Raw genomic sequence first — 15,134 nt, 5'->3', positions numbered from 1 at the left:
CTTGTTACCAATAGAAATATTGCATCAGGAAGATTTGGTCGCTCGGGTCACCAGAGGCATTCTGCATATAGAACCGGCTGTCGAAGGCGGTAGCGAAACGTCCGCCGCCGTATTCATACCAGATACCGAACTGCATAAAGGACGTAGTTTCTTCCTCGGCGCGATCCGGTCGGTGTTTGGCGTAGCTATATGCGGTGGAGAGATAAACCCCTTTTAGCGCTTCATACATCGCGCTGATCATATAGCCGGTCTCGGTGCCGGATACATCCAGCCCGTCGGCGCGACCCGTGTGGTGCCACGCGCGGGCGGCGAAGTTGGGGGTGAGGATACCGGTCAGGAACAGCTGTCCGGTACCGTCCGTTATCTCCAGACCGTTCATCCAGGTTACGCCTTCAGTCAGGTCGTACTGGATGTAACCGTTCATCATGGCCGGATAGGTATATTTATCGTCGTAGCGATCGTATTTACCAAAGTGCAGCCAGGCTTTGCTTTCATCGTGGTGTCCGGCGGGGGTGGCGGTCACGCTATAGCGCAAAGGGCCGGTCAGGTTTTGCACCTTAATGGCGGTCATAATGTCTCGGGTATTCGGAATAACGTAGCCCAGGTCTGGCGTGAAATCACCCCACCATTGCAGGTCATCCAGCGAGGAGTCCTGGCGCAGACTGAGCATCATCTCTGTTCCAGCATCGGTACGGTAACCACCGTAAAAGCGGTTGATCCCGCCTTCGAATCCGCCCCAGCTATGGTCAGGAACCCAGGCATTGCCTTGATGGTCGGCCTGCACGGTCCAGCCCTCGCCGTAGATCAGACCAAACCATGAACCGTGTTTTATCTCCAGACCACCTTCAATGTAGGTACCGTCGCTGTATTTATGCTTATCTTTTCCTTCTAAATCCATATATCCCCCCATGCCCAATTCACCATAAAAACGAAATGAAGGGGAGGTTATGGCAGGTGTTTTCGTATCATAGTGTTCAGCAGGGCGAACTTCTTCTGCACCCAGAGAGGAGACGCAGAAAAAGGGCAGGGCAATAATTGCCCTGCAATAATGGCTAATGTTATTCATGCTCCGATCCTAAGCAAATAAAATATAATTTTTATTGTTATAGCCTTAGCGAATATTGTTTATTATTATGCTTTAATCATTAATTGATATTTGAAGCGGGAGCAGCCTCAATAGCTTTTTCTTCTTTGGTTAACCCTTTAATGTATTTACTGTATTTCCACCAGGCAAAACCGAGGAAAATAACAATTCCACCGACGTTATAAAAAATAATGGTTATGATATTCCCGCCGGTCGGGAAGGTAGAGGCAATAAAGCCGATGGTGAACAGGACGATCAGCATTGATACCACAATAATGCCGGTTTTTTGCGAACCCATACGGAAGTCGCGCGGCAAGTGGTCCAGTTTTGCGCGTAGATTCAGGTAGGCCAGCATAATAAACAGCGGCGGCAGCATCGATGCGGCGGCGGTCATGTTGATGATGGTGTTCATCAGGTCCTGCACGGTATTAGAGCCGAGCGTTGGTATAATCATCAGTGGGATAACGATCAGAAACTGGATCCACGCTGCTCGGGCCGGTACGCCGTTTTCATTCAGTTCGACGGTTTTTTTACCGAAAATACCCGCCGGAATTTCAGAGAAGAAGATCTTCACCGGCGTAGCGGTCCACATCAGCAGAGAGCCGAACATCGCGGTAAAGGAGACCAGGCCGACAAAGCGGTTAACGATGAGTTCCGGCAGGCCAAAGTATGCCGCCAGACCGTGGAATACCTGCACCGATCCACCAGTGAACTTCAGTTCTTTGCTGCTGACGAAGACGTTGATCAGCACCGAGGAGATGGAATAAAGCACGCCGATAAAAATCCCGGCAATGATAATGACCTTCACGAACGATTTTGACCCGCCCTTAACGTCGTTGACATACACCGCCACGGACTCCGCGCCGCCTGCCGCCATGAATATCCAGGTGGTAATACCGAGGAACGCCCAGTTAAAATTCGGGATCATTGCATCAACGGTGATGGGGTCAGCAGGCTGCACGCCGCCCACCAACGCAGTACCCGCCAGTAAAATGTAGGACAGCGTCAGCAGCAGCATCAGCGTGGAGGTGACGGAGGTAATCGGCCCCAGCATTTTTGCGCCGTTGGTCGAAACCCAGGTCGAGAAGGCAAACAGCACCATACTTAACACGGTGGTGGCGAACGGTGTCAGAATGTATTCGTAGCCTAAAAATGCGTAGGAGGCATAGGCGATAACGCGGGGCAAAAGCGAGGTGAAAAAGAATAGGTTAACGAACCAGTAGGTGTAGGCGGTAATAAAGGCCCAGCGCCCGCCCAGCGAGCTTTTCACCCATGCGTAGACACCGGCTTCGGAGTTTTTATTCAGCGAAACAAATTCGGCGATGATTAAGCAGAATGGAATAAAGTAGAAAATTGTCGCAAGGAAAAACATCGGTGCGGATGCCAGACCAAGCTCAATATTATTGTTGATAACGTTATTAAAACTATAAACCGCGGCAAAGGTGAGTGAAAGTAAGCCGAACTTGCCGATGGTATTACGTTTGGTATCAGACATAGCACATCTCCGATTCCTGATTATTATAGGGTACTGGCGGCGCAACGTCGGCGCCGCCTGTGTTTTTTATTTATTATGAAAATAACCATCTTCGATGGTGACTTTGAGTACGACTTTCTTCACTACGCTATTACAGATAAAACGATAGGCTTCATGGTTGTCACAAATAACCATTTGTCCTTCGTGCACTTCTACGGTTTTTCCGCAGCCTTTCAGATATTCGCGATCGGTTTCATCGCGATAATATTCAACCACCTGGAGATCTTCTTTGGCGGCATACTCTATTTTTTGCTGTCCTTGCAGGTAGTAATGGATCTCAAAATAACGACGATGACCGGTAAACAGCGCATCAGTTGCAGAGTCTGTCTCTACGCGGTAGCTCAGAGAATCACCGATAGAGTGAGCGACACCAGGTTGAATATTGTCAATATTTTCAATGGCCTCAACGCAACGTTGCCATTTCCGACCCGAAGCAAAGCGTTGCTGGAACTGCTCTAAGTTGTCGATGATCCTCATTTTGTATTCTCGCTGTGCAAATTCGTGGAAAAGAACCCGGTGCCAAAGGCGCGGTTGGCGGTGGCTTGAGCGCCAGACTCACTGCCGGAAACCGGCAACAACGTGAAGCTGTAGCTGAATGACGTAAACCAGACTCGCCAGGAATCAAGTACCTCACTTCCCCACGAGTTAGACCCTAAGCCCAGTAGCTGATGGTCCAGATTGAGGGTGATGTCATCGCTGCGCTGCAGCTCATTGCAGTGCTGTGCAGCAAAGATATTTTCTGGCGTATAGCGCCAGGCGCTCAGGTTGACAGGGCACTGCGGAATCACCAGCAGACCGTTGCCGTGACGATCGGTTAGCGTTGCCCAACGCACGTCCTGACGATTGCCGTTGTTTTGCGGGAACGGATAATTCTCGAACATCTCATCCACACTGCTGCGCCAGATATCGATGATGTTGGCTTGTTGACTGTCGCCATAGTTTTCACCAGGACCACGTCCGTACCAGGCCACCTGTCCCAAATCACCGCTGATGCCCATCGTGAAGCCAATGCACGGAATAATGTCCCGGTATTCGCCGTAAGGCTGGCCGGAAAGCTCCACGTTCAGCTGACCGTCTGCGGCAATCCGCCAGCGGTAGGTGCAGCGCATACCGAAATCAAATACCGGCGGGGCGATAATCGTCTGGCTGGTTATCAGCAGCGCATCTTCGGTTTGCTCAAAAGTAAAGTCGCGCAAATGCTCCTGCATTATCTGTATATGATTTGGCTGCCAGAGGCCTTCGAACTCTTGCTTGTGGTTATCTATGGTTGGTTTGAAGAAATTAATCTTCGGCTCGCGGGTAATCAGCTCTTCACCATTGACGTTCCAGCTAATGGGTTTACCGGTCAGCTTTGAGAAGATCAGATGGAAGTTATAACCGCGAACGGTGCAGCTCTGGCGGTTCTCTTCCAGCGTCAAAGGGGTGGCGTTTTGCAGACTGAACGGTACGGCAGTCGCCGTTCTGGCCTTCAGCGGGAACTGATAAGTCGCGATGTGATGCCCGGCTTCGCTGTATAACGTGCGGGAATCTTTCGTCACGGTGACGTTGAGGAACGTCTCGCGCGCATCCAGCTCCGGCAGCGCGCATTGCAGCAGCGTATCGCTGTTGGGTGCGACCTCGCGCAGTTTCATTTGTTGGCTGGAAAGCGTGTCGCCTTCAGCGCGGACCTCAATATGCAGGGTGTAGTCGTCAAGCGTGGTAAACCACAGTTTGTTTTCTACCCGCAGCTCGCCGCGAGCCAGATCCTGCGCGCGCACTTTTACTGGCGCAATGACCTGCTTGTACTCTTGCAGACCCGGGCCTGGGGTTTGATCGGAATAAATCAGGCCATCAAGGCAGAAGTTGTAGTTGTTCGGGTAGTCGCCGTAGTCACCGCCATATTTGTACCAGAGGTTACCGTCGTCATCTTTGGCCTGAATCCCGTGATCGCACCACTCCCAGACATAGTGTCCCTGAATGCAATCATGCTGATAGAAGACGTTCTGATATTCCGTTAGCCCGCCGGGGCCGTTGCCCATTGCGTGAGCATATTCGCAGATGATGCGCGGTTTAGGATGTGGGTATTCACCAAACTCATTCATCAGCGGTACGCGGGTGTACATGGTGGAAATGATATCCACCACTTCGGCGTCACGATCTTCTTCGTAATGGAGCAGACGCGTGTCATCCAGTGCTTTTGCCGCGTGGTACATGGCGCGAATATTACAGCCGTAGCCGGATTCATTGCCGAGCGACCAGATGACGATCGACGGGTGGTTTTTCTGCGCGTGGACGTGGCGTACGATGCGCTCAACATAGACATTTTCCCACAGCGGATCGTCGGTGATCCGGCTGATATCGCCGATATTAGCGAAGCCGTGAGATTCAACGTCGGTTTCGGCCATGACGAACAAACCGTAGATATCGCACAATTCATAGAAACGTGGATCGTTCGGGTAATGGGCGGTGCGTACGGAGTTGATGTTGTGCTGCTTCATTAACAACAGATCTTTTTCCACGCGATCCATACCAACCGCGCGGCCCTTAAGATGATCGTTGTCATGACGGTTGACACCATGCAGCATGACATAGCGGTTATTGATGTAAAACAGACCGTCGCGAACGTTGATATCACGGAATCCTACGCGCTGCGGCACAACCTCAAGGATGTTGCCGCTGGCATCTTTCAGGGTCATTACCAGATGATAGAGATACGGTGATTCCGCAGACCACTGGTGCGGCTTGCTGACCTTGAAATTGAACGCGGTGCGGGTGAGCTTATCCACCGTCAGAGCGTTAATCACGCCGTTATGCAGCGTCTGCTCACCGTCAAACAAAGTGTATTCGAGCGATGCCATCGTTGGCGTGGAGGCGATATTTTCCAGCACGATGTCGCAGGAGAGGGTGGCATCGCGATAGTCATCATCGAAATCGGTACGAACGGTAAAATCCTGGATATGGGTCGCCTGTTTACCGACCAGATAGACGTCGCGGAAAATTCCCGCCGACCACCACATATCCTGGTCTTCAATGTAAGTGGAATCAGCCCATTGCATAACGCGAACGCACAGCAGGTTGTCACCGGTCTTCACCACTGCGCTGATATCAAACTCGGCCGTCAGGCGACTGCCTTTGCTGAAGCCAACGTACTGACCATTCACGTAAACTTCGAAGTAGGTTTCTACGCCATCAAATTTAATCAGCGTTTGTTTGCCCTGCCAGCCTTCACTGAGGGAGAAAATACGCTGGTAGGCGCCGGTAGGGTTATTGGTCGGCACGTAGGGGACATCAATCGGGAAAGGAAAACCTTCGTCGGTATACTGCAGCTTGCCGTGTCCTTCCATCTGCCACATGCCGGGGACGGTGATGCTGCCCCAGTCGCTCATAAACTGCGACGTAAAGGCTTCCGGCACCTGCAGCGGATGCTCAAAGAACTGGAAATTCCACTGACCGCTCAGCAACTGAAAGAGGCTGCTGGTTTCGCGGGCAAACGAGCGGGCCTGCGCAACGGAGTCGTAAGAGAAAAAATATGCGCGTGGCGCCAATCGATTTTCGTGGGTGAGCTGAATGTTTTCCCAGCGATTCATAAGGCCTCCCGGTGGAGAAAAATCGGAACCATTCATTGTAATGGTGAGTAAGGATAATTGATGATGATTTTAGTAAAAGTTTTACTAAAATATAGCGGGTGAGATGATTTACTTTAACTGGATCACGAAAATAATTCGGGCGCAGAAAAGAATGCATGACAATGCGCGCCCGGCTTCAGCTGAAACCGGGCGGATAAATGGGGGATTTTAGCGGGTAGTACCGCGCAGTTTCAGCTTGCTGGGAACAAAAACCAGCAGAGGAAGCGCACGTCCATCGCGGGCTTTCTCAAACAGCAGGTTGACGCCCTGACTGCCCATCATTTCTGAATGGATGCGCACGGTGGAAAGCGGAGGAAAGGTGAAGCGCGCCGTCGGGATATCATTAACGCTAATCAGCGAAATGTCCTGCGGAATGTTCAGACCACGCTCGTGAATGGCGCGGAGAACGCCAATAGCAATCGAGTCAGAAGCCACAAACAGGGCGCTGGGATAGTCGGCTTTCGCTAGCATTTTTTTGGCCAGCTCATAGCCTGATGAACTGGAGAAGCCGCCGCGATAGATATCCTGTTCAGAAACGACCTGCTGCAGGCGACCGTATTCGACAAACGCGGCTTCGCGGATATCAGCCTTGCCAGGCTGATCTTCGCCACCGATGAAGCCAATGCGGGTGACGCCCTGGGCGATGAAGTAGTCGATGCTCTCTTTACTGATGCGGGCCAGATCGATATCGACAGCGTCATATTCGCTGCCGGGTTCATGAAAATCGATAAAGCAGATGTTGTCGGTAAGCGCTGTTGCCGCCTCGCGCAGCGCAGGAGAAGGCTTGCCAACAATAAGAATGCCGGTAATGTTTTTGTTCTCCGGCAGCCCACTGTGCTCATAGCAGTTGGTCAGTTCAATCCCCAGCTTCTCGCACTGGGTTTCAATCCCATGGCGGATCGCGAGATAGTAAGGATCGTTGATTTCCAAATCCTGCTGATAGCTGTAGAGCGCCAGAATATGCTGGAGGCCGAGCGCGCTGGTCTGGTTCTTACGGGCGCTGCTGGTTTTGTACTCCAGCTTTTCCGCGATCTCCAGAATGCGATGCTTGGTCTCTTCTTTTACATTCAGCGTGGGGTCATCGTTTAAAACCCGGGACACTGTCGCCAGGGACACGCCAGCTTCGATTGCGATGTCTTTAAGTGTTGCCATGTTTGCCTTTTCCCTGAGTTACCTGCGCATTGTAAATGAAGCGCTTATCTATTCATCTGTTTTCAGTAAAAAAAGCACGTTTAATTGACATGCTCGGGGTAAAACTGGGCTTGCAGAGTGTGATGAGTGCGTCATTTTCCCGCTTTTAAGAACAATGCCCGGAAAATAGTTTGCTAGTATTTAGTAAAATTTTACCAAAGGAGAAAACAATGGATACCGTCGCATTTGCTGATTTTGCCCGCTTGGAAATACGTGTTGGAAAAATCGCACAGGTAAAGCGCCATGACAATGCCGATAAGCTGTATATCGTGCAGGTTGATGTGGGAGAACGTACGCTGCAAACCGTGACCAGCCTGGTACCTTATTACAGCGAAGAGGAGCTGATGGGGAAAACGGTGGTGGTACTGTGTAATCTGCAAAAGGCCAAAATGCGCGGTGAGACATCAGAGTGTATGCTGCTGTGCGCTGAGACGGACGATGGCAGCGAAAGCGTGCTGTTAACGCCAGAACGCCTCATGCCTGCAGGCGTACGGATTGTTTAAATTGTGCTGCCTTATCCGGCCTACGTTTGTAAACGCAGGCCGGACAGACATCTTTTACACCTGCTCCACGCTCACCCGTAATGCTGCCAGGGCTTTGCGCGTCGATCGTAATACCAGATCGCATTGTTCGATCGTTAACGTTAACGGCGGTTCGATGCGGATCGTCTTGGCATTATTCAGCGTGCCGGCAACCAGCACCCGCTGGCGGAACATCTCACTGGCAAAGTTGTAGCCGATTTCATTATCGACAAACTCGATTGCCATCAGCATGCCCTTGCCGCGTACATCATGCACCAGGTCCGGATATTCCCGCGCAAGCTGGCGGAAACCATCCAGCAACATATCGCCTTTCTGCTCCGCCTGGGCCGGTAAATTTTGCTCCAGCAGGACGTTAATGGTGGCCAGCGCAGCCGCACACGCGAGCGGATTGCCGCCAAAGGTGGTGGTATGCAAGAAAGGATTGTCGAACAGAACCGAGAACACCTCTTCGGTGGCAATAGTTGCGCCAATCGGCATCACGCCCCCGCCCAGCGCTTTAGCCAGGCACATAATGTCGGGCTGCACGTTTTCGTGCTCGCAGGCGAACATTTTGCCAGTACGCCCCATGCCGGTTTGTACTTCGTCAAGGATCATCAGCGCGCCATACTCATCGCAAAGTTTACGAACGGTGGTCAAATACCCTTGCGGCGGCAGGATCACGCCTCCTTCACCCTGGATAGGTTCAAGGATCACAGCTGCAACGTCATCACCGGTTTTTTTACACTCACTGAGCATAGTGCGCAGCGCGTTAACATCGCCAAACGGCACATGACGAAAACCTGGCAGCAGCGGCATAAAGGGTTTGCGGAAAGTTGATTTCGCTGTGGCAGAGAGCGCGCCCAGAGATTTGCCGTGAAATGCGCCGCTGGTGGCAATAAACGTAAATTTACCGCGCGGCGATTGATACGCTTTCGCCAGCTTCAGAGCGGCTTCAACCGACTCGGTCCCGCTGTTACAGAAAAAACTGTATTTCAGTTTACCGGGTGCCAGTGCGGCAAGGGTCTTTGCCAGCATGGCCCGCAGAGGGTCAAGTAACTCCTGGCTATGCAGAGGTTGTTTCGCGAGTTGATTCTGTACGGCGGAAACCACGACTGGATTACGGTGCCCCACGTTGAAAATTCCAAAACCACCCAGGCAATCAACGAACTCCTGTCCCTGGGTGTCGACAAGCGTATTCAGGCTTCCCGCTTGCCACTCTACGGCTCCGTAATCCCCGCCTGCAGTTACAGATTTTCGATACTCTAAGAACCCCGGATTGACATGCTCCTTGAAGTATTCAATCACCTCTCGGTTTAATGATTTCATTTCCTCATGATCAAGCGTGCGCTTTTCGATGAGATTCAGTGCGTGTGCGCTGCAGGCCAGGGCCGATGCGCTGGAAGGTAACCTGTTCAAAATATGCTCCCGGAGCTGGCGTATCACATGATACTGAATTAAGTATTGCAGGGATTGCGCCATTCCGGCGCGCTTAGCAAAAATCGGGATAAACACCAGGAAACATCTTATTTGTGCAACATTTAATGCCATTTTTTAACATTTGCTGGCATTTTGCCCAAGTTCAGACTGCGAAAACAGATCGGAAACTCCCTTTTCTGCGCTAAAAATGAGCAAGTTTCGCACTGTGACGGTGCATTGGTAGAAGTGCAATGGAATAGTTTCTGATTGAAAGTATTTTAAATCAATGGATTAGAATGCGTATAGATTTTGAGGTTTAATCGCAAATTGCGATCTAAATCAAATTTAACAACTAAAGATAAAAAAATTATCGCCGAAATAACATAAGCCGAAAGAGTTAACAACCAGATAACCTGCACAGGACGCAATCATGTCTTCTCATCCCTACGTTAGTCAGCAAAATACACCGCTGGATGATGATATCACCCTCATGTCGACCACCGATTTACAAAGCTATATTACCCATGCGAACGACACTTTCGTTCAGGTCAGCGGCTATCAACTGAATGAGTTGCTCAATAAGCCGCACAATCTGGTTCGTCATCCGGACATGCCAAAAGCGGCGTTTGCGGATATGTGGTACACCCTGAAACAGGGCGAGCCATGGAGCGGGATTGTGAAAAACCGGCGTAAGAATGGCGATCACTACTGGGTGAGAGCCAATGCGGTGCCGATGGTGAGGGAAGGACATGTAACCGGGTATATGTCGATTCGTACCCGGGCAACTGACGAGGAAATTGCGACGGTAGAGCCTTTATATAAGGCGCTGAATGAAGGGCGTTGCAACCGACGTATCCATAAAGGACTGGTGGTACGTAAAGGCTGGCTGGGGAAGCTCCCGGCACTGCCGATTCGCTGGCGGGTGCGCAGTGTAATGGCGTTCATGTTTATTGTACTGGCGGCTGCGTTGCAACAAATGGGCGCGGAATGGCCGTTACTGCTGATGAGTGCGCTGGTAATGATGCTGGGAACGGCGATTTTCGAATGGCAGATTGTGCGCCCCATTGAGAATGTCGCTCGTCAGGCGTTGAAAGTGGCGACCGGTGAGCGAAACAGCGTGTTGCATCTTAACCGCAGTGATGAACTGGGTCTGATGCTTAGAGCGGTCGGGCAACTGGGGCTAATGTGCCGCTGGCTCATCCATGATGTCTCCAGCCAGGTGAGTTGTGTGCGCAGCGACAGCGAAACGCTGGCGAAAGGTAGCGATGATTTAAACAAACATACGCAGCAGACCGTTGAGAACGTGCAGGAAACGGTGGCGACCATGAACCAGATGGCGGCATCGGTGAAACAAAACTCGCAGACCGCCGCCGCGGCAGATAAGCTCTCCATCGCCGCCAGCAGCGCGGCGACACACGGTGGTGAGGCGATGGATACCGTCATCAAAACCATGGACGACATCGCCAACAGCACCCAGCGGATTGGTACCATTACCACGCTGATTAACGATATTGCCTTCCAGACTAACATTCTGGCCCTGAACGCCGCCGTTGAAGCCGCACGGGCGGGTGAGCAGGGGAAAGGATTCGCCGTGGTGGCGGGAGAAGTGCGTCATCTTGCCAGCCGCAGCGCCAGTGCAGCCAATGATATCCGCAAGCTGATTGATGCCAGCGCCGATAAGGTGCAGTCCGGATCCGACCAGGTTCACGCCGCAGGGCGCACGATGGACGATATTGTGGCGCAGGTGCAAAACGTGACTCAACTGATCGCCCAAATCAGCCACTCAACGCTGGAACAGTCGGATGGTCTTTCCAGTCTGACCCGCGCGGTGAATGAACTGAGCAACATTACGCAGAAAAACGCCGAACTGGTTGAAGAGAGCGCCCAAATTTCTGCGATGGTGAAACATCGCGCGGGGCGTCTGGAAGACGCGGTCACGGTTCTGCACTAAGAATCACAATGCAGGCGAAATCCAGGGGAATGGGTTTCGCCTGCTGAGCAGATTAATCCAGTTGGGTAATATCCAGCGCTGCGCGATCGATAATACCGATGATTTTTTTGATTTGCGCATCGCTGGTATCACCATGATTGACCCGTAGGTCCAGCACGGCTTTGAAGTTCTCCAGCGCGCGTTTCATCTGCGGGTTCTTGCGCAATTCAAAACCCACGCAGCGGGCTTTAATCCGTTCGTGGATATGGTCCAGATGCTCACGGTTTTCTTCCAGCCACTGCTGGCCCTGGGCGGTGATCGCAATCTGTTTACGCCCACCTTCCTCATCGCTGATAGTGATCAGCTCCTGATCCTGCAAGAAGTCCAGCGTCGGATAAATAACGCCCGGGCTCGGGGTGTAGTTACCTTGAGTCAGGGTTTCAATCGCTTTTATCAGCTCATAGCCGTGGCTGGCGTCGCGGGTCAGGATATCCAGAATCACCAGGCGTAATTCTCCGTGACCGAAGAAGCGCTGGCGACGACCGCCGCCGCGACCGTGGCGGTGTCCGCAACCCTGTTCAGGGTGGTGTTCTTTGTTACAACCTTCATGGCGATGTTCTTCACCTTTGCAGCAGCCTGCGTGGTGCTCGTTGTGGCGGCCTTCATGGTGATGTCCTTCACCCTTGCAGCAGCCTTCGTGTTGGTGCTCTGTATGTTTGCAGCAACCTTCATGATGGTTTTGCATCATCGTCTCCTGATGTTGTTTAGATATATCTAATTTATATCTAAAATTTATCTTCTTGCAAGTCTATAAAATGGTTTTTTTTTAATTTTATGATTATTAATGGTTTTTATGGATTTCTGATAGCTGTTTAATCACAAGCTGACTATATCAAAAAAGTGCTTGCAATATTGTTGACTAGCAATCATTATCATTTAAAGATTAATTTAGATATATCGTATTATCTTCACGAAGGCGAAAAAATGACAAAAAATATCTCACGCTACCCGCAGCGCGTTCGCAATGAATTGCGCTTCCGTGAACTTACCGTCCTGCGCGTTGAACGTGTTAGCGCGGGCTTTCAGCGCATCGTACTGGGCGGTGACGCTCTGGACGGTTTTAGCTCGCACGGCTTTGATGACCACACCAAGGTCTTTTTCCCGGAACCGGGCTGCCATTTCGTGCCGCCAGTAGTCACTGATGAGGGCATCGTCTGGGCCGACGGGGTGCGTCCGCTCTCCCGTGACTACACGCCGTTGTATGACGAAGCGCGCCATGAGCTGGCACTGGATTTTTATATTCATGACGGTGGAGTGGCGAGCACATGGGCGATGAATGCCCGCGTGGGTGACAAGCTGACGATCGGCGGACCGCGCGGTTCGTTGGTGGTGCCAGAAGATTATGCGTATCAGGTTTACGTCTGTGATGAATCGGGAATGCCTGCGCTGCGCCGACGGCTGGAGTCGCTCAGCCGCTTAGCGGTACGTCCAAACGTCACGGCGCTGGTCAGCGTGCAGGATGCAGCGTACCAGGATTATCTTGCCCATCTCGACGGATTTACTATTGAGTGGTTTATCGGCCATGACGCGCAGGTAGTGAATGAACGCTTATCGCGACTAGCCGTGTCCACAGATGATTATTACATCTGGATCACTGGTGAAGGCAAGGTGGTAAAAAACCTGAGTGCTCGCTTTGAAACCGAGGCGTTTGACCCTCAACGGGTGCGTGCGGCAGCCTACTGGCATCAGCGTAAAGCGGCAGATTAATAACTAGACGGCGGCACGCCAAATGCCTGGCGGAAGGCATAACTAAATGCCGCGGTGCTTGAATACCCTACGTCGAGCGCCACGGCGGTCACGCTTTTATTTTTTTTCAGCATTAATACGGATTCCAGAATACGCATTTTTTGTTTCCAGACGCTGAAAGGCAATCCAGTTTCTTTTTTGAAATGGCGTGAAAAGGTTCGGGCAGACATACCCAGATGATGTGCCCAGTATTCAACCGAATGCTCCAGAGCGGGGGATTCTTGTATGGTTCGGCATATTTTGGTTAATTCGCGATCCTGCGGCCAGGGTAATACAAAAGCGACTTCCGGGAGTTGCAGAATAATGTCGACCAGCACGCTCACCAGTCTGCCCTCTTTGGAGTGGCTATCATAATGCCCCGAAACTAAATTCGTGGCGTAATGAATAAACTCTCTGGCGAAATCACTGATAGCGACCACTTTACATTCATTAATGCGCGCTTCAAGAAAGCCCGGTTTAATATCCAGGTTCTCTAAATACACATCATCCAGAGCCCAAACTGCATGCTCCGTATTATTGGGGATCCAGATGCCATAGTGCGCCGGGATTATCCAGCACTTGCCGGCAACATCAATACGCATACTGCCTTTGCGGGCGAAATGGAATTGCATAAAAGAGTGTGAATGCGGCGGAACATGGTGGTTGGCTTCTAATACATAGGAGCGAAAATACACGTCCTGCGGCAGTTCCGCCATGGAGTTATCCGGGAAGAAGTTCCACTGTTTTTGCGCGAGAGTTTCCATAAATAAATCGTCAATGCTCCCGGTGGTGTGGCCGCTGCTCGATAGATCTTGTCCGCAGATCATAATACATACACCCTGTTTTCCATAATAATCTTGCGTAAGAATTTTTAGCCCACTTTTGGTAAATACCATGAACTCGCTTTGTTCAGATGCTGTCATCGTCAATGAAACAAATGATAACTGGACCCGAATGGGAAAAGAGCTGCTTTCGCAAGCAGATATCAGGATTAATGGCTCCCGTCCCTGGGACATTCAACTTCATCATGCTGGTTTTTTTAAACGAGTATTGCAGCAAGGCTCGTTAGGGCTTGGTGAAAGCTATATGGAAGGCTGGTGGGACTGCGAGCGGCTCGATATTCTGTTCTGCAAAATCCTCAAAGCAAAACTTGACCAGCAGATGCCGGGTAATCTGAAAGATATTTTACGTATTGCCAGTGCGCGCCTGTTTAATTTGCAGTCGCGCAGCCGCGCGTGGATTGTCGGCAAAGAGCACTACGATATTGGTAACGATCTCTTTGCGTTGATGCTTGATCCGCATATGCAATATTCCTGCGGTTACTGGAAAGACGCGACCACATTAGACGATGCGCAAAATGCCAAATTAAAAATGATCTGTGAGAAGTTGCAACTTAAACCGGGTATGCGTTTACTCGACATCGGTTGTGGCTGGGGCGGGCTGGCGGAATATGCGGCGCGTCATTACGGTGTGGTGGTAGAAGGCGTTACTATCTCCAAAGAGCAGCAGAAAATGGCCCAGCAGCGCTGTGAAGGGCTGGACGTTAATATTCTGCTGCAGGACTATCGCGACCTTGATAAACACTACGATCGCATTGTTTCCGTGGGGATGTTTGAACATGTAGGGCCGAAAAATTACGACACCTATTTCAGCATCGCCGACCGTTGTTTAAAACCGGATGGGCTGTTCCTGTTACATACCATTGGTAGCAATAAAAAGGGGATGAGCGTCGATCCGTGGATCAATAAATACATTTTCCCGAACGGCTGCTTACCGGCGATCTCCCATATTGCTGAGGCCAGCGAATCACGGTTTGTGATGGAAGACTGGCATAATTTTGGCAGCGATTATGATAAAACGCTGATGGCATGGCACGAGCGTTTTAATCAGGCATGGCCGGAGCTGTCAGCACGTTATTCCGCCACCTTCAGAAGAATGTTTAATTACTATTTATGCGCCTGCGCCGGTGCTTTTCGCGCCAGAGATATCGAACTTTGGCAGGTGCTGTTTAGCCGCGGCGTGGAAGGTGGGATTCGCGTTTACCGTTAACGTTTTGCCTGATGACGCT

The 15,134-nt window shown here is 51.1% G+C and carries 12 protein-coding genes; 4 read left to right on the top strand and 8 right to left on the bottom strand.

All coding sequences use genetic code 11. The features are described 5' to 3' along the window. Positions 1–4: 4 nt before the first annotated feature. From ygjJ to ebgR, 5 genes are all read right to left on the bottom strand, one after another. The gene (gene ygjJ / locus ACU8YC_RS17990) at positions 5–1,066 is read right to left on the bottom strand and encodes a protein YgjJ (RefSeq protein ID WP_446895618.1); all 1,062 of its coding nucleotides are present in this window, start codon (positions 1,064–1,066) and stop codon (positions 5–7) included. A 79-nt stretch (positions 1,067–1,145) separates the two neighbouring features. Next, positions 1,146–2,579 carry an amino acid permease gene (locus ACU8YC_RS17985; protein WP_187253295.1) on the bottom strand — a complete coding sequence of 478 codons (1,434 nt, stop codon included), beginning with the start codon at positions 2,577–2,579 and terminating at the stop codon, positions 1,146–1,148. A gap of 66 nt (positions 2,580–2,645) precedes the next feature. Further along, positions 2,646–3,095, bottom strand: coding sequence for a beta-galactosidase subunit beta (locus ACU8YC_RS17980; RefSeq protein ID WP_151217805.1), 450 nt, complete (start codon positions 3,093–3,095; stop codon positions 2,646–2,648). Further along, positions 3,092–6,184 carry a beta-galactosidase subunit alpha gene (ebgA, locus tag ACU8YC_RS17975; protein ID WP_446895617.1) on the bottom strand — a complete coding sequence of 1,031 codons (3,093 nt, stop codon included), beginning with the start codon at positions 6,182–6,184 and terminating at the stop codon, positions 3,092–3,094. Before ebgA ends, ACU8YC_RS17980 begins: the two co-directional genes overlap by 4 nt. A 207-nt stretch (positions 6,185–6,391) precedes the next feature. Further along, entirely contained in the window at positions 6,392–7,375 is a 984-nt protein-coding gene (gene ebgR / locus ACU8YC_RS17970; RefSeq protein ID WP_151217803.1) for a transcriptional regulator EbgR, read from the bottom strand. 209 nt (positions 7,376–7,584) lie between these two features. Between ebgR and ACU8YC_RS17965 the strand changes: the two genes are divergently transcribed. Then, on the top strand, positions 7,585–7,917 hold the full coding sequence (locus ACU8YC_RS17965) for a tRNA-binding protein (RefSeq protein ID WP_187253293.1): 333 nt from the start codon (positions 7,585–7,587) through the stop codon (positions 7,915–7,917). Positions 7,918–7,971: 54 nt separating this feature from the next. Here the strand turns inward: ACU8YC_RS17965 and ygjG are convergent, their stop codons facing one another. After that, positions 7,972–9,351: a putrescine aminotransferase gene (ygjG, locus tag ACU8YC_RS17960; RefSeq protein WP_187253292.1), complete on the bottom strand. Its 1,380-nt coding sequence runs from the start codon at positions 9,349–9,351 to the stop codon at positions 7,972–7,974. 430 nt (positions 9,352–9,781) lie between these two features. On the opposite strand from ygjG, the gene ACU8YC_RS17955 reads away from it, so the two are divergent. Beyond that, a complete protein-coding gene (locus tag ACU8YC_RS17955) occupies positions 9,782–11,302 on the top strand; it encodes a methyl-accepting chemotaxis protein (RefSeq protein WP_446895616.1) in 1,521 nt (506 codons plus the stop codon). A 52-nt stretch (positions 11,303–11,354) separates the two neighbouring features. On the opposite strand, the gene ACU8YC_RS17950 is transcribed toward ACU8YC_RS17955, so the two are convergent. Further along, a complete protein-coding gene (locus tag ACU8YC_RS17950) occupies positions 11,355–12,029 on the bottom strand; it encodes a helix-turn-helix transcriptional regulator (protein ID WP_446895615.1) in 675 nt (224 codons plus the stop codon). A gap of 236 nt (positions 12,030–12,265) precedes the next feature. Here ACU8YC_RS17950 and ACU8YC_RS17945 point away from each other — a divergent pair, with 236 nt between their 5' ends. Then, the gene (locus ACU8YC_RS17945) at positions 12,266–13,048 is read left to right on the top strand and encodes a siderophore-interacting protein (RefSeq protein WP_446895614.1); all 783 of its coding nucleotides are present in this window, start codon (positions 12,266–12,268) and stop codon (positions 13,046–13,048) included. On the opposite strand, the gene ACU8YC_RS17940 is transcribed toward ACU8YC_RS17945, so the two are convergent. After that, entirely contained in the window at positions 13,045–13,893 is an 849-nt protein-coding gene (locus ACU8YC_RS17940) for a helix-turn-helix domain-containing protein (RefSeq protein ID WP_187253288.1), read from the bottom strand. The two genes, ACU8YC_RS17945 and ACU8YC_RS17940, sit on opposite strands and share 4 nt — an antisense overlap. Positions 13,894–13,960: 67 nt before the next feature. Here ACU8YC_RS17940 and cfa point away from each other — a divergent pair, with 67 nt between their 5' ends. Continuing rightward, positions 13,961–15,115, top strand: coding sequence for a cyclopropane fatty acyl phospholipid synthase (gene cfa, locus ACU8YC_RS17935; protein WP_187259049.1), 1,155 nt, complete (start codon positions 13,961–13,963; stop codon positions 15,113–15,115). Positions 15,116–15,134: the final 19 nt, after the last annotated feature.

It is taken from the genome of Citrobacter sp. VF227 (genome assembly GCF_052950715.1).
The sequence above is the reverse complement of the archived record's forward strand: the minus strand, read 5'-3'. Positions and strand labels throughout refer to the sequence as shown.